This window comes from Paenibacillus sp. S-38, from assembly GCF_049942825.1.
In the GTDB taxonomy this organism is placed as follows: Bacteria; Bacillota; Bacilli; order Paenibacillales; family NBRC-103111; genus Paenibacillus_G.
Genome location: NZ_CP187970.1, coordinates 7,917,146 through 7,932,313, shown reverse-complemented (window position 1 = coordinate 7,932,313; position 15,168 = coordinate 7,917,146). Strand labels below are relative to the sequence as shown.

General features: G+C 59.8%; 14 protein-coding genes and 1 pseudogene. 14 read left to right on the top strand and 1 reads right to left on the bottom strand.

The window, feature by feature from the left end; all coding sequences use genetic code 11:
* Nucleotides 1–129 precede the first annotated feature (129 nt).
* From ACP26L_RS34755 to ACP26L_RS34705, 11 genes and pseudogenes are all read left to right on the top strand, one after another.
* Nucleotides 130–1,011 carry a carbohydrate ABC transporter permease gene (locus ACP26L_RS34755; RefSeq protein ID WP_426450134.1) on the top strand — a complete coding sequence of 294 codons (882 nt, stop codon included), beginning with the start codon at nucleotides 130–132 and terminating at the stop codon, nucleotides 1,009–1,011.
* Nucleotides 1,012–1,896, top strand: a complete 885-nt coding sequence (locus tag ACP26L_RS34750) for a carbohydrate ABC transporter permease (protein ID WP_426450133.1) — start codon at nucleotides 1,012–1,014, stop codon at nucleotides 1,894–1,896. It begins immediately after the preceding gene.
* A 124-nt stretch (nucleotides 1,897–2,020) separates the two neighbouring features.
* Nucleotides 2,021–3,208 (top strand): PQQ-dependent sugar dehydrogenase, encoded by a 1,188-nt coding sequence (locus ACP26L_RS34745; protein ID WP_426450131.1) that lies wholly within the window; start codon nucleotides 2,021–2,023, stop codon nucleotides 3,206–3,208.
* Nucleotides 3,209–3,235: 27 nt separating this feature from the next.
* Nucleotides 3,236–3,427 (top strand): annotated as a pseudogene (locus ACP26L_RS34740) (PQQ-dependent sugar dehydrogenase); the annotation flags it as partial.
* A gap of 748 nt (nucleotides 3,428–4,175) precedes the next feature.
* On the top strand, nucleotides 4,176–5,378 hold the full coding sequence (locus ACP26L_RS34735) for a class I SAM-dependent methyltransferase (RefSeq protein ID WP_426450130.1): 1,203 nt from the start codon (nucleotides 4,176–4,178) through the stop codon (nucleotides 5,376–5,378).
* Between the two features lie 546 nt (nucleotides 5,379–5,924).
* A complete protein-coding gene (locus ACP26L_RS34730) occupies nucleotides 5,925–6,365 on the top strand; it encodes a MarR family winged helix-turn-helix transcriptional regulator (RefSeq protein ID WP_426450129.1) in 441 nt (146 codons plus the stop codon).
* A gap of 50 nt (nucleotides 6,366–6,415) precedes the next feature.
* Nucleotides 6,416–6,856, top strand: coding sequence for a MarR family winged helix-turn-helix transcriptional regulator (locus tag ACP26L_RS34725; RefSeq protein WP_426450128.1), 441 nt, complete (start codon nucleotides 6,416–6,418; stop codon nucleotides 6,854–6,856).
* Complete coding sequence (locus ACP26L_RS34720) at nucleotides 6,853–7,512, top strand: HlyD family efflux transporter periplasmic adaptor subunit (RefSeq protein ID WP_426450127.1); 660 nt, start codon at nucleotides 6,853–6,855, stop codon at nucleotides 7,510–7,512. Before ACP26L_RS34725 ends, ACP26L_RS34720 begins: the two co-directional genes overlap by 4 nt.
* Nucleotides 7,513–7,550: 38 nt before the next feature.
* Nucleotides 7,551–8,867 carry an efflux RND transporter periplasmic adaptor subunit gene (locus tag ACP26L_RS34715; protein ID WP_426450126.1) on the top strand — a complete coding sequence of 439 codons (1,317 nt, stop codon included), beginning with the start codon at nucleotides 7,551–7,553 and terminating at the stop codon, nucleotides 8,865–8,867.
* Between the two features lie 11 nt (nucleotides 8,868–8,878).
* Entirely contained in the window at nucleotides 8,879–10,522 is a 1,644-nt protein-coding gene (locus ACP26L_RS34710) for a DHA2 family efflux MFS transporter permease subunit (RefSeq protein ID WP_426450125.1), read from the top strand.
* 69 nt (nucleotides 10,523–10,591) lie between these two features.
* Complete coding sequence (locus ACP26L_RS34705; RefSeq protein WP_426450124.1) at nucleotides 10,592–12,316, top strand: hypothetical protein; 1,725 nt, start codon at nucleotides 10,592–10,594, stop codon at nucleotides 12,314–12,316.
* Between the two features lie 293 nt (nucleotides 12,317–12,609).
* On the opposite strand, the gene ACP26L_RS34700 is transcribed toward ACP26L_RS34705, so the two are convergent.
* On the bottom strand, nucleotides 12,610–12,828 hold the full coding sequence (locus ACP26L_RS34700) for a hypothetical protein (RefSeq protein ID WP_426450123.1): 219 nt from the start codon (nucleotides 12,826–12,828) through the stop codon (nucleotides 12,610–12,612).
* Between the two features lie 139 nt (nucleotides 12,829–12,967).
* Here ACP26L_RS34700 and ACP26L_RS34695 point away from each other — a divergent pair, with 139 nt between their 5' ends.
* The 3 genes from ACP26L_RS34695 (at nucleotide 12,968) to ACP26L_RS34685 (ending at nucleotide 15,009) form a co-directional block, all read left to right on the top strand.
* On the top strand, nucleotides 12,968–13,498 hold the full coding sequence (locus ACP26L_RS34695) for a DNA-deoxyinosine glycosylase (protein ID WP_426450122.1): 531 nt from the start codon (nucleotides 12,968–12,970) through the stop codon (nucleotides 13,496–13,498).
* Nucleotides 13,499–13,782: 284 nt separating this feature from the next.
* Nucleotides 13,783–14,478 carry a 5,6-dimethylbenzimidazole synthase gene (gene bluB, locus ACP26L_RS34690; RefSeq protein ID WP_426450121.1) on the top strand — a complete coding sequence of 232 codons (696 nt, stop codon included), beginning with the start codon at nucleotides 13,783–13,785 and terminating at the stop codon, nucleotides 14,476–14,478.
* Between the two features lie 33 nt (nucleotides 14,479–14,511).
* On the top strand, nucleotides 14,512–15,009 hold the full coding sequence (locus ACP26L_RS34685; protein WP_426455218.1) for an HAD hydrolase-like protein: 498 nt from the start codon (nucleotides 14,512–14,514) through the stop codon (nucleotides 15,007–15,009).
* Nucleotides 15,010–15,168 lie beyond the last annotated feature (159 nt).

Here is a 15,168-nt window from a genome sequence, read left to right as displayed (position 1 = left end):
GGGAACCGGGTAGCGGAGCATGCGGGGATGGCCGGGGAGGCCGTCTTCCGCCCTCCTGCGCAGGTGCGGCTGATGAAGCCCCCGGCACCGGGTCCCAGCCTCCCGCCTCCGGAAAGGAGTGATCGCGTTATGAAAAGCCTGCGTCCGTATTTGGCGCCGTATCTCATGATTTCGCCGTTCTACCTGCTCTTTATCGTATTCGGCCTCTTCCCGATTCTCTTCTCGCTCTATCTCGCGTTCCATGCCTGGGATGGGCTCGGCGAGATGAAATTCGTCGGCCTGCGCAACTTCACGAACCTGATTACCGACGATCCCGACTTCTGGATCTCGGTCGGCAACACGTTCGCGATCTGGTTCATGTCGACGGTGCCGCAGCTGTTCGCCGCCCTGGTGGTAGCGTTCCTGCTCAACGCCGCGTTCCTGAAGTTCAAGGACGGGTTTCGGGCGATTTATTTTCTGCCGAACATCACCTCGATCGTGGCCGTAGCCATCATCTTCGGGTCGTTCTTCGGTACGGAATTCGGCCTGATCAACGGGCTGCTTGGAGTCGCGGGGTTGCCCCGCATCGACTGGCTCAACGACACGCTGTGGGTCAAAGCGGCGATATCTCTCATGGTCATCTGGCGCTGGACCGGCTATAACGCGATCATCTACCTGGCCGGCCTGCAGAGCATTCCGAACGACCTGTACGAAGCGGCGACGATCGACGGGGCGTCGAAGACGCAGCAGTTCCTCTCGATCACGCTGCCCCTCCTGAAGCCGATCATCCTCTTCACGGTCATTCTCTCGACGATCGGGGGCATGCAGCTGTTCACCGAACCGATGATCCTGACCGGCAATTCGGGCGGCGCCACCAAGGGCGGGCTGACGCTGGTGCTCTACCTGTATAACCAGGCGTTCGTCAACCAGATGTTCGGGTATGCTTCTGCCATTGCCTGGGTGCTGTTCATCCTCATCGGGGCCTTCTCGTTCATCAACTGGAAATTCGTGTCGAGAGGGGAGCGGGTATAGATGGCGGCCAATACGGTAGAGGTCAAACGAAATCTCGGTGTGGAGTCCGCGTCCCCGCGCCGCACGGCTTGGATCAGTTCGGCGCTCGTCTATACGGGCATGGGGCTTGGCGCGCTTGCTTCGCTCTTCCCGTTCTACTGGCTCTTCGTCATGTCGACGGCGACGACGGCGGATATGTTCCGCTTCCCGCCCCGGCTTCTGCCGGGGGACCAGCTGCTCGTCAACATCAACAAGGTGCTGGCCGGCGTGGGCTTCTTCCAGTCCTTCGGCAACTCGCTGATCGTGGCGGTGCTGCATACGGCGATGGTGCTGTTCTTCTGCTCGATGGCGGGGTTTGCGTTTGCAAAGTTCGATTTTCCGGCCAAAAAGCCCCTGTTCCTCTTCCTGCTCCTGACGATGATGGTGCCTCAGCAGCTCGGGCTGATCCCGCAGTTCATCATCATGCAGAAGCTCGGGTGGATCAATGAGCTCAAGGCGCTGATCATTCCGGGCGCCGCCAGCGCCTTCGGCATCTTCTGGATGCGGCAGTACACGGACTCGGTCATCCACGACGAGCTCATCAACGCAGGGCGGATTGACGGCTGCCGTTCGTTCGACCTGTACTGGCTGGTCGCCCTGCCGATCCTGAAGCCGGCGCTCGCCACGCTCGGGATCATCACGTTCCTCGGCTCGTGGAACGATTACCTGTGGCCGCTCGTCGTGATCTCCGTGCAGGAGAAGTTCACGCTGCAGATGCTCATCGCTTCGATGAACGGGGTGTACAGCACCGACTATTCGATGGTCATGGCGGCTACCCTGATGGCCACCGTCCCGCTGATCGTCGTCTTCACGATCTTCTCGCGCCAGTTCATTGCAGGGCTGATGCAGGGCTCGGTGAAGGACTGAGCCGGGAAGGAGAGGGGACGGAGGATAACCCCGCCGCTCGCGAACACAGTCGTTTTCCCTGGAGGGGAGACGGCTGTGTTTTTTTGGTATACTAAAAAGAAAAGCCAAGGAGGATCTCAGCCTGATGCTTTCCTTGAGATGGACGGGTATGCTGCTGGCCGGTGTGCTTGCACTCGGCGGGTGTGAAGCGCCGGGAACCAAGCCGGCTCCCGCGGCAGGTACCGCACCGGCACCCGGATCGGCAGCTGGAGTCGGCACGGCTGCCCCTCTCCCCTATACGCAGGAGGTTGTCGCCACTGGGCTGAATGTGCCTTGGGAGATTGCTTTCGCCCCGGACGGGCGGATCTTCTTCACCGAGCGGGGCGGTTCGCTCCGTGTGATCCGGGAGGGCAAGCTGGCGGCGGAGCCCGTGTTCACTTTTGACAAGACGCTGTATAAGGAAGGGGAGGCGGGGCTGCTGGGCTTCACGCTCGACCCCCGGTTCGCGGACAACGGCTATATCTATGTGTATCACACGTACACTTCCGGGGGGAAGCCGGTCAACCAGGTGGTCCGCCTCAAGGAGAGCGGGGGTCGGATCGCGATGGACAAGGTCATCCTGGACGGACTCCCTGGGGCGCGCACGCATGACGGCGGACGGGTCAAATTCGGGCCCGACGGGATGCTCTACGTCACGAACGGGGATGCAGGCACGCCGTCGAATGCCCAGGATCTGAAGGTGCTCGCGGGCAAAATCTTCCGGATTACCCCTGACGGCGGTATTCCGAAGGACAACCCGTTCCCGGGCTCTCCGGTGTACAGCCTTGGTCACCGCAACCCGCAGGGGCTCGCCTGGCACCCGGTGACAGGGCGGCTGTACAGCACGGAGCACGGCCAGACGGCGCACGACGAGCTGAACCTGATCGAGCCCGGGGCCAACTACGGCTGGCCGCTCCTGCAAGGCGACGAGACGGCTGTGAAGCCGGGCGACGAGAGCAAGGTGGGCCCCGGCCCGCTGAAGAAGCCGCTCTCGCACAGCGGCGAGGAGACCTGGGCGCCGTCGGGCATCACCTTCGTCACGAAGGGGCCGTGGGCGAACGCGCTCCTTGCCGCCAACCTCCGCGGCACGCAGGTGCTACGCTTTACACTGGCCGAAGATGGCAGCAGCGTGCACAGTATCGACGCACTGCTGAAGGATGAGCTCGGCCGGCTGCGGGCAGTAGCGGAAGGCCCGGATGGCTCGCTGTACGTGCTGACCAACAACCGCGACGGCCGCGGCAACCCTCAGAAGGATGATGACAAGATCATCAGGCTGAAGCCGGCCGGCGGATGAAGCAGGCGGTTGCCGGAGTGGGTGGCGCTGGCCGAAGACGGCAGCAGCGTGCACAGCATCGACACGCTGCTGAAGGATGAGCTCGGCCGGCTGCGGGCAGTAGCGGAAGGCCCGGACGGCTCGCTGTACGTGCTGACCAACAACCGCGATGGCCGCGGCAACCCTCAGAAGGATGATGACAAGATCATCAGGCTGAAGCCGGCCGGCGGGGTGAAGTAGGCGGTTGCCGAAGCGAGTGGCGTAGGGCAGGCGAAACGGTTGCAGCCAGGCGCGCTTGCGGAGGGTTTGCCTGCCGGTTGTTGCTTAGTCTGCTGGAAAGCGGTTGGCTGTATCGAGCCGTATGGCCAACGATCGACCCTCCGTGGTGCCGACGAATAGCTGAACCGCTGGGTATCGGCCTGTCACCACTCACTGATCTGCCTGCCCGTCAGGTTCACCGCATCAAAATAACGGAACTGTAGTGCCTTATTTGCCTTCCAAACAGGTCCCACGGCCAAATAGCGGAACTCAGGTATCTTATTGCCCCTAAAATTCCCCCAAATCGGGGAAAAGGGGAGAATAAGGCATCTCAGTTCCTCTATTTCCTGCGAAGGCCTGTTGGATGGGCGAATAGCGCATCACAGTTCCTCTATTCGAAAAATCGATCAGCCCGTCTCTATAGGAAGGGCTGATAACGAATACTGCGAGCAGGGGCTTGCGCGTGGAGTAGTGGCTGACCGTCGTATGAACGGGCATCCACCGAGAGTGGCGGATGCCCGAAGTGCGAACAGCATCTGCCGGGATGGCAGCGGCCGCAGCACGACTAGGCATCTGCCGAGATGGCGGTGACAGCAGCACGACGGGGTAACCGCCGAGAGTGGTGGCTGACCGAAGTGCGAACGTGCATCCGCCGCGCTGCCCATCCGGGCGCCTCCGACTAACCACCGCATTGCCCGCAGCTTGCCAACGAAAAGAGGAACAGACATCTATGCAGGACATTCAATTACCGCAGCTGCTCAGCCAAATCTTCGGCGAGCGCAGCCTCATCCAGGCGACACTGAGCCAGGTGAGGGGCATGGACCCGACCGGGCGCGGCTGCACCAAAGTGACGGTCAAGCCGGTGGAGCTGAAGGGCGTGCTGCGCTACCAGTTCAGCTCCTTCTGCGGCCCGAAAGTACTTCACGAGAACGTAGAGCCGGCGGAAGCCGAAGAGAAGCTCGGCGGCCTGCTGACCGAGCAGTTCCGCCAAGGGCTGCTGCAGACAGGCGAGGCCGACTACCAGGTACTCGTCAGCAAAAAGGGCAAGCTGGGCATTCTGCGCAAGCCGCCGACGAAGCAGGCGGCCTCCGTACAGCTGACCCATGACCGGCGGAAGAATTACACGCTCGAAGAGGGCGTGCCGGTACCGTTCCTGGTGGAGCTCGGCATTATGAATGCCGAGGGCAAGGTGCTGGCGAAGAAGTACGACAAGTTCCGCCAGATCAACCGTTTCGTCGAGATGATCGCCGACGTGCTCCCTCACCTGCCGAAGGGCCGGACGCTGAACATCATCGACTTCGGCTGCGGCAAATCGTATCTGACCTTCGCGATGTACTACTTCCTGAAGGTTATGCACGGCTTTGATCTCCGAATCATCGGGCTCGACCTCAAGGAAGACGTCATCCGCGACTGTTCGCTGCTCGCGCAGAAGCTGGGCTACGAGGAGCTGCGCTTCCTGGTCGGCGACATCGCGAAGTACGACGAGCTGCGTGAGGTCGACATGGTCGTCACGCTGCATGCCTGCGATACAGCGACAGACGCGGCGCTGGAGAAAGCGGTGCGCTGGGGCGCCTCCGTCATCCTCTCGGTACCGTGCTGCCAGCACGAGCTGTTCCGGCAGGTGCAGAGCGACGTGCTCACCCCGCTGCTGCAGCACGGCATCCTCAAGGAGCGCTTCTCCGCGCTTGCCACGGATGCGATCCGCGCCAAGCTCCTGGAGCTGCTCGGCTACAAGACGCAGATGCTCGAGTTCATCGATCTCGAGCATACGCCGAAGAACCTGCTCATCCGTGCCGTGCGTGCGGCCAAGCCTTTGACGCAGGCCGAAGCGGGCAAGCTGGCCGCGGAGTATACGGCGTTCCGGAGCTTCCTGCACGCGGAGCCGTACCTGGAGCGTGCAATGCGGGTGGAGCTGGCCCCGCTGCTCGGGTAGCACAGCACCCTGCCCTGCCCACATTGTACTGCCCGTACGGCATAGCCCGTACCGCACAGCCGTACTGCGCTGCTCGTACCGCGCCGCCGGGCCTCTTCTCCCAATAACAGCCGCTAGAACCTTACCGTTCCGGCGGCTGTTTTTTAATCTATCGCTGGGCCTGCCGCCCCCTCCGCAGATCTTCAGTCCGATCGCCGCTCGAACCCCAGCCTGCCGCCGCATTTTTCCCCGCAGGGTCAGGCAGCATGCGGGCTTCCCAAACATCCCCAAGCCTGCTTTTTCAAGACAGAATTCCTCTATTTCATGAAAACTCCCGTTTTCACGATTAACGGATAGCGTGCATTAGCATTGCCTGCTTTAGGGCGCTTTATTTAAGCATAACCTGATTTTTTAAGAGAATTCCGCCCTTTTTTGAAGTTCCCTAGAGAGCCTCTCATCTGGTATATTCGTTTAGTACTATTTATTTCGAAGCACAAAATATTTAGCTATCAATTAAACAAGAAGCAAACGAAAGGTTCTATGCACCATGGGCAGGGGGGAGAGGATATGGGGGAATCACAGACGCAAGGCGCGCTGCTGCAGCGGCTTGAGGAAGTACATCTGCAGCTTCAGCGGAAGATGATGGCCAAGTGGAATGAAGAGAGCCCAATGATGCTTACCCGCCCGCAGGCCAATCTGTTGCTTCATATGGAAGAGCGCGGACAGATGAGCATGTCCGATTTGACGGAGTATCTATGTGTGACTTCCGGCGCGGCCACCTTCGTATGCGACAAGCTGGTGGAAAAGGGTCTGATCGAGCGGGCTCGGCAGGCCGCGGACCGCAGGGTGGTGTCGCTGCAGCTGACCGAGGAGGGCAGGCGCACGACGGCATCGATCCGTGAGCTCAAGTGTTCATTCGGCGCACGGCTGTTTCGGGGCATTACGGATGAGGAACTGGCGTCCGTGGACCGGGCGCTGCACACAGCACTTTGCAACCTGTCGAAGTAGGGCTCCGTTCGCGTGTTTTACATATCTGCAGAAAAAAGGAGGAGGGAACGATGGAAGTCGAAGGGCGGTTCATCCGGATGATCCGGGAACTGACCACAAGAATGCATGCCGTCCGCAGCGAGAGGCTGAAAGAGGTCGGCATTACGCTGCCCCAGCTGCTGGTTATGATTCAGTTATACCAGGGTCCGAAGACCGTCGGCGGGATCGTGGAGGCCGTGCAGCTTTCTTACAGTACGGTTTCGGGAATTGTCGACCGGCTCGAGCGCGACGGCTGGGTGCAGCGTGTGGGAGATCTGCAGGACCGGCGGGTGATCTGGATTCATAAGACAGAGAAAATGGAGACAGCCAAGGAACGTTATGCCCTGTTCGAGGAGCACGCCTATGGGGAGCTGCTCAGCGGCCTGACCCCGGAAGAGCTGGACATTGTGTCCCAGTCGGTAAATCTGATTTTGAACCAAATGGAGAAGAAGGTTGAGGAGAAGAAAGCATGAAACGAAAAGGCGTTTTATACACCATTCTGGCAGCGATGGTTATTATCGGCGGCGGGATCGGCGGATACTTCTGGTATAACGGGCAGCATTATGTATCGACCGAGGATGCAAGACTGACGGCGGATATCTACAAAGTCATGCCGCGCGTGACGGGCAAAGTCACCTCGTTTTCCGTGAGCGAAGGGGATCAGGTGCTGGCGGATCAGATCATTGCACAGCAGGACAGCAGCAATCTGGCGGTACAAATGCTCGACCAGGCCGCGCTGCGTTCGCCGATCTCCGGCACAATCATCAAGACGCTCGTCCACACGGGCGAAGTCGCTTCCCCGGGTCAGACGGTAGCGATGGTGGTTGACAAGTCGAAGCTGTACATCTCGGCGAATATCGAGGAGACGTACATCAACCGCGTGCATGACGGCCAAAAAGTAGAGATCAAGGTCGACACCTATCCGGGCGTGACGCTGACAGGAACCGTGTCCGAGGTGGGTAAGGCAACGGCATCGACCTTCTCGCTGCTGCCTTCGACGAATACGAGCGGCAACTTCACAAAGGTAACCCAGCGGATCCCGGTCAAGATTGCGGTCGATGATCAGCAGGGGCTCGATCTGGCGCCCGGCATGAGCACGGTCATCAAGATCAACGTCAAAGGTAACTAATCCCATCGTGAGATAGAGATAAGTAGAGGAGTATAACCATGAATCGTAATCATAAACTTTGGGCTCCCGCGCTGCTGTCCCTTGCTTTGGCAGGGGTGCTTCCGGGATGCAGTACGGAACCGGGCCATGCAGCCGCCGGAGGCAAAGCCTCCTATCAACTGATGCAGCTGGCTCAGGGGGCGCAGGTCAGCCTCAGCGGCAAGATCATTCCGGATCAGGAAGTGAAAGTAGTATCCAAGGGCTCGGGCAAGGTGGCTGCCGTGAATGTGGAAGAGGGGGCGGCCGTGCATAAAGGCGATGTGCTCGTCCAACTCGAAACCGACGATCTGCTTCAGCAGGTAAGACAGGCGGAGTCGGGCGTGACCGGTGCACAGGCGAAGCTGGCCGATCTGCAGGCGGGGGCCCGTCCGCAGGAAATCGCGGCGCTGGAAAGTGCGCTGGCGGCAGCCAAGGCCGCGCAGGAGCAGGCAGGGGCGGCTGTGCAGCAGGCCAAAGCCGGATTCGACCTGGCGACGAGCTCGTATAACCGTCTGCGCAACCTGTATGACAGCTCCTCGCAGGTCACCAAAGAAGACCTCGATAAGGGCACGTTTGAATATGAAAAAGCCCGTACGGCCTACGAGCAGGCTCAAGCCGCCCACAAAGCGGCCGGTGCTCAGGTGGAAGCGGCGCAGGCGAAACTGGAGCTTGCGCGCAGCGGGGCGACCGATAATACGATCAAGGCGACGGAGGCCGAGGTGAACCGGCTGTCCGCAGCACTCGAGCTTGCGAATTCCTCGCTGACCAATGCGGCGGTAACCGCTCCGGTGGACGGCATCGTCGTGAAGCGGAATATTCAGCCCGGCGAGATGGCGCAGGCCGGAACGGCGCTGTTCTCCGTCGTGAAGATGGACCGCGTGCAGGTAGAAGTCAGTGCGGCTGACAATCAGATCTCCAAGATCAAGACAGGTGCCGAGGTGCAGGTGAAGGTGCCGACGGCCGGTGACCAGCCGTTCAAGGGTACGGTAACGTTCGTCTCCCCGGTGGCTACGCCGAATACGAGCTCGTTCCCGGTGAAAGTGACGGTAGACAATCCGGAAGGCAAGCTTTTTGCCGGTATGGTTGCGGAAGTCATCACAGGCGACCAGGCGCAGCAGAAGCTGGAAGCGCCCAAGTCCGCCGTACTGCAGCGGGATGGCAAGAGCTTCGTGGTTCTCTCGGATAACGGGAAGGCGAAGCTCACGGAAGTCCAAACGGAAGAGAAAAACGCCGAGTGGGTGTTCGTGCAGGAGAGCGACCAGCTCAAGGCCGGACAGTCCATCGTGGTAAACCCGGATCCTTCGATCACTGACGGTGCCGCCTTGAAGGCCGAGTAGGAGGTACGCGCATGGCCGACACTCCTGAAAGCAAGACAGCGCCCGAAGCTACCAGCGGCATGTGGTTTGCACTCATTGCCATCGTTATGGGCACCTTCGTTTCGGTACTGAACTCATCCCTTATGAACGTTGCTATGAATAAGTTCGTCGCGGTATTCGGTTCATCGGTCAACACGGTTCAATGGGTCATCACCGGCTACATGCTGGCTTCGGCCATGGTCATCCCGATGAGCGGCTTTCTCGGCGCCCGGTTCGGGGCGAAGAATATCTTCGTCTACTCCGTCGCCGGCTTTACGATCGGTTCGGTGCTCTGCGGACTGGCATGGAGCGACAGCTCGCTGATCTTCTTCCGGATCATCCAGGGCTTCGCGGGCGGCTTCATCATGCCGGTCGGGATGACGATCATCTACATGACCTTCCCGAGGGAAAAAACGGGCGCCGCGCTCGGTCTGTGGGGGGTAGCCGCAATGGTGGCCCCGGCACTTGGACCGACGCTCGGCGGTTATCTCATCCAGCATTACAGCTGGCGCGTTCTGTTCTTCATTAACATTCCGATCGGCATCCTGGCGGTCATTCTCGGACGCATTCTGCTGAAGGATTCGGTGCCGGTGAAAGGGCTCAAGTTCGATACGGCGGGGGCCCTGCTGTCGATGACCTTCTTCGGCTCCCTGCTGCTCGCCCTCAGTAAAGGGCAGTCCGAGGGCTGGACATCGCTCTATATCATCTCGCTGCTGTTCGTCTCGGTCTTCAGCCTGCTGCTGCTGATCTGGGTCGAGCTGAATGTGGAGAAGCCGGTGATGGATCTGCGGCTGTTCCTTAACATGAAGTTCACGATCTCCGTCATCGCTTCGTCTCTGGTCATGATGGGGATGATGGGCGGTACGTTCCTGACGCCGGTGTATCTTCAGAGCATCCAGTCGCTGAGTCCGATGCAGACCGGCCTCGTGCTGCTCCCGCAGTCGATTGCGATGGCGCTCATGATGCCGATCTCCGGCCGGTTGTTCGACCGCTTCGGCATTCTGCCGCTCGGGATTGCGGGACTGACGATTCTCGGTGCGACCACGCTTGAGCTGCACCATCTCACCGTGGATACGCCGAACCATTGGCTCAATGTGCTGCTGACGATCCGCGCGGTCGGCATCGGCCTCTGCATGATGCCGCTCTCTACAGCCGGGATGAACGCGATCCCAACGAGCCAGATCGGCAATGCCTCGCCGCTGTCCAACGTGTGCCGACAAGTGGCGGGGTCCATGGGCATCGCGCTGCTGACGGCGATCATGAGCAACCGGCAGACGATTCACTACCAGCACATCTCGGAGAGCGTCTCCGTCGATTCCTTCGTGGCCAATCAGACGATCTCGGGTCTTACCGGTATGGTCTACCAGTGGGGTGTCGATACGGCCACGGCTGCCGGCGCCGCTACCTCGGTCATCGCCGGCGTCATGCAGCTGGAGGCGCTGGCCCGATCAATCGCCGATACGTTCTTTATCTCGGCTATTCCGGCGATCGTGTGCATTCCGTTCGTTTTCCTGCTCGCCGGCAGGAAGAAACCGGCTGCTGTGCCCGCCGATCCGGCCGAAAAGCCGGCAGGCGAGGCTGCTGCGCCGCCGAAGGGGGCAAGTACCGGGGAGACGCCTGAGCTTGTGAAGGCTTAAGGGGTTTCTTTCGGAAAATACAGTCTTATCAAACATTCCAGCACTATACGATACTTGGGAGGCATCATCATGAAACTGCCATGGAAACAAGCGGCCGCCGGCCTGCTTCTCGTCTCCACCTTAACCCTGAGCGTTCCGCCCGTGTGGGCGGACGCTGCCGCCGCACCTGCCGGGCTTTCGGCTTCCTACGCCCTGAACGGGTCTACCAGCCTGCAGGTGAAGAGCATTCTTCAGGAGAAAACGGCTACCGGCTGGCGTATCGGCGCGGTCGTCAAGCTCTACAATAACTCCGCTGTCAACGTCCGCGTTCCGGATCACGAGCTGCGGGCCAAAGGAGCGGACGGCAATACCTTTACGCTGCAGCCTTCGGCAGCCAATGTCAAAACCATTCCGGCCTACGGCTTCGTGGAGCTGAGCTACATGCTCGAGATCGAGTCCCAGGCTCCGCTGTCCGTCACGGACCTGCTGTGTGTTTACGTCGACTGGAGCGTCTATCCGAAGGCGGAGACGGTCCTTGCTGACGTGCCTGCCGGCTCCCTCCTCTGGAGAGGAAAGGATGCCGCGATTGAAGACCCTGCCCTGCTCAAGGGCTGGGGCGAGGCCTTCACGATCCCGGGCACGACTTCGCCGCTCGAGTTCACGCCGGTCTCCATGTACAAACAATTTACCGGCCAGTCGCCGACCTATGTCGTGAAGCTTGCGGTCCGCAATCCGGGCAGCTACGCCGAGACGCTGCCGGAGTTCACGCTCAGCGGCCGGTCGGGCTCCCGCAGCACCCTCGGCACGAAGATCGAGGGTGCGCCGACGGAGGTCAATCCGGGCGAGACGAAGTATATCTCCTTCACAGTGACGCTGGAGCCGGAAGCGAATCTGGATTCCCTGTACGTCATGACGCCGGAGAGCTTCCTGAAGCAGGGCCAGACGGCTCCGCTGACGTACTGGACCGGACGCCTGGCCTTCCAGCCGCAGGCGAGCCAGAATTTCTCCGTTCTGCCGGTGCTCAAAGCCGGCGAGAGGATCGTTGTCGATCCGCACAGCCGGGCGGTCAACCCGGACCTCGGCGTGACGCTGCAGAGCCTGCAGTGGTTCGAGAACGAGGGCCAGCAGTTTAAGACGGCTGTGGCCAAGATCAAATTCGCAAACAGCAGCCAGAGTCCGGTGCCTCTGCCGCAGCTTGGCGCGGAGCTCGTCAGCGCGAGCGGTGTGCCTTTCAGCGGCACGCAGCTGACCTCCGCCGTTAGGGAAGTGCTGCCGGGCCTCGGCGCCGTGGGCACCTATACCTTCGCCGTACCGAAGTCCGAAGAAGGCAGCCGCTTCACCCTGCGTCTGCTGGAGCAGCAGGGCCAGCAGCTCTATAAGACGCCGATCGCCCAGCTGCAGACGGAAGTCACAGGCGATGAGCTAAGCACGGAGCTGCTGAAGTTCTATCCGTTCGAGATGAAGATCGACTCGTGGGGCATCTCCAATATGGCGATGCAGAACATCGTCACGAAGGCCTTCAGCTACACGTACAAGCTCAAGATGCAGCTGGATATCCGCACGTCGGACGAAGTCATTGCGGATGGGGCGCAGCCGAAGCTGTACATGCAGATTGAGAACCTCGAGGGCAAGATCCTGACGTCGAAGACGTATCCGCTGACCGGGGATAACCGGCTCGCGAACGGCATCCAGTCGATCTACTTCGAGAGCACGAACTCCGACCAGCTCGAGTATCCGATCACAGTGAAGATTTATGAACTGGTTCCTACGCCGCTGGGCGATGCCAAACGCCTCATCTCGGTCATGAAGCAGTAGGCTTCCATGGCTGTCGAGCAGGCCGCGTGGCTTGAACACCGCAAAGAGAGTAACTTGATCCTGCCTTGGGCAGGGTGGGTGCTCTCTTTTTTTATAGGTGCGAGGAGCAGGGGGATCCGGCCAAGCAGTCCATCTGCAGCCGGAAGGGCGGGAGGCAGTGGCTTCCCCTGCGGGAATGTCATACAATAGAAGAAAAGAGCGAAATCCGCTGTCTATTCCCGATTGGGTGCTGGAAGACGAGATAGAGAGCTTAACAAGCTGGCATGATGGAAGCCTGCTGTAAAGCTGCCCATCTAAGGGCGTGAGATGTTAGCGCTCGTTTCAGAGTCCGATCCGCCCGTGCCGCGTTCCTTGACAAGGGATTTGATTTCATTGAGATCCCGCCGGATCCGGCGGTAAGTGAAATAACCGGCCAGCGATTTGGCTCCGAAGAAGAGCACGGCTGCCAGTGCAATCAGCACGTAATTGTGACTGAGCGATCTCATCCATGCGTTGAGATTGTCGATGTTCATGGTTCAAGCCCTCCGCTCCATGGAACATAGGTCCTGTATTACTATATCCAGAATGCTGAAAGTTAGCCTGAAGAAGGGAAGCTCTGCGGCTTGTCTTGAGAGGACAGCACACTTAGTTAGCAGGTGAGGAGGAGCGGAAGTGGACAAAGAAGCAGGAGAAAAGCGGACCGGCCTGCCGCCGGTCGTCGACCGCAGCTGCCGGCTGCTCCTTCTCGGCTCGATGCCGGGGGAGGCGTCGCTGCAGGCGCAGCAGTACTACGGCCACCCGCGCAACGCGTTCTGGCCGCTGCTCTACCGGCTGCTGGACGGAGGTGAACCGTCCCCCGTGTACCCCGAGCGGCTGCAATTTGCGCTCTCGCGCGGCGTGGCGCTCTGGGATGTGCTGCGCGAGTGCGAGCGCAAGGGCAGCCTGGACGCCGCGATCCGCAAGGCCGAGGCGAACGATTTCCGTGCGTTCTTCGCCGCCTACCCGGGCATCACGCACGTCTTCTTCAACGGCAGCGCCGCAGCGCAGCTGTTCCGCCGCCAGGCGGCCCCGCAGGTCGAAGGCCTGCCGCTGAGCTTTGCGGTGCTGCCGTCCTCCTCGCCGGCCCGGGCGATCTCCCTGGAGGCGAAGCTGGAGGGCTGGCAGCCGGTGAGAGAGGCTTGGCTGGAGACGCAGCAGGATTGAGATATGCCAGCAGGGCAGAGTGATGCATTACTCTCGCAGGTCAGGCCGAAGCACAAGGCGAAATGGAATCTAGCTAATGGTACAGAGACGGCAATTTAGTGGAGGAAGAAAGCGGCTCTGTTTTTACGCTGGGGTTGACCGTATGAAGGGGGAGAGGGTCCTTTGGCTGCAAGCCATTCCTTCAGACTCTATTTTTGTAAACGGTTACTTTCCCGGTGCAGGGAAATGCGTCCCCCAGCACGAAATATACAGCATAAGCATGTACCATGATAGGGGTGAGGACCATGTTTTTTAGCGAAGAAGAGAAGAACGCGGTCTACAAAGCGATCTATACCCGCCGGGACGTCCGGACCTTCCGGCCGGATCCCATTGCGGACGATGTGGTCGTCCGGCTGCTGGAGGCAGCCCACCATGCGCCGTCCGTCGGTTTCATGCAGCCTTGGAACTTCGTCCTCGTCACGACGGGCGAGCTTAAGGCGAAGCTGGCCTGGGCCGCAGACAAGGAGCGCCGGGCTCTGGCCATCCATTACGAGAACGATCCGAGCCGCCAGGATCACTTCCTTGGCCTGAAGATTGAGGGCCTCAAGCAGGCGCCGCTGACGATCTGTATCACCTGCGATCCGACCCGGGGAGGCTCCCATGTGCTCGGACGCAATTCCATACCCGAGACCGATATGATGTCGGTGGCCTGCGCGATCCAGAACCTCTGGCTGGCTTCGTGCGCCGAGGGCCTCGCCATGGGCTGGGTGAGCTTCTACAAGCGCAACGATGTGCGCGATATCCTGGAGATCCCGCCGCACATCGATCCCGTGGCGCTGCTGTCCCTCGGCTACACCGATCAGTACCCGTCGGCGCCGATTCTCGAGACCTCCGGCTGGGCGAAGCGCCGGTCGCTGGAGGGGCTGGTATTTCAGGAGAAGTGGGGCGTGCGGCCGGGGGAAGAGAGTCATTTTGATGGCACGTCCGATGGAGCCAGCTGAATAAACCAATGAAGTCCGAGAGCCTTGAGCCCTGTGTGGTTCAGGGCTTTTATTGAAAATTGGGTTCCATTTATCGGGAATTTTGAAGAGATTCCCTACCTCAGCTCGATATCCCTTAAGGAACGCAGCCGTTACTTGGGCATCCCACTCTATTTCCTGCCGGTGGTAGGGATCACAATCAAGCATAGGTACCAACAGGAGATCAGCAGGCTGCCTGCCGTTCAAGGAATGCCGGAGATTCTTCGGATACTGAATGCTGAGGGCTGTGCATTGGGCCTCATGACGAGCAATAGTCGTTCCGTTACCCAGGACTTTTTGGATCTCAACGAAATCCATCTTTTTCAATCCGTCCATTATTCCCTGAGCCCGTTTAGCAAAGAGAGGAGCCTGGTGGCTTATCTGAAGCAGTGCCGCTTGGATTTCAGCAAAATCTACTATGTAGGTGATGAATTGAGAGACATGAGAGCAGGGAAGAAAGCGGGGGGGAGTACTGTTGCAGCCGCATGGGTTATGATTCGGTCGAACTCCTGAAGCAGGGAGAGCCGGGGGATATGGCTTACAACCCTTTCGATTTGATAGACATTCTTGTCAAAAAATGACCCAAGGATCGTACTCCTCCAGTTACCTTAAGATAGCCAATATGTTAAACTTATACTTGTACAGCAGCTCTGCTAGATAGCATCCCTAACT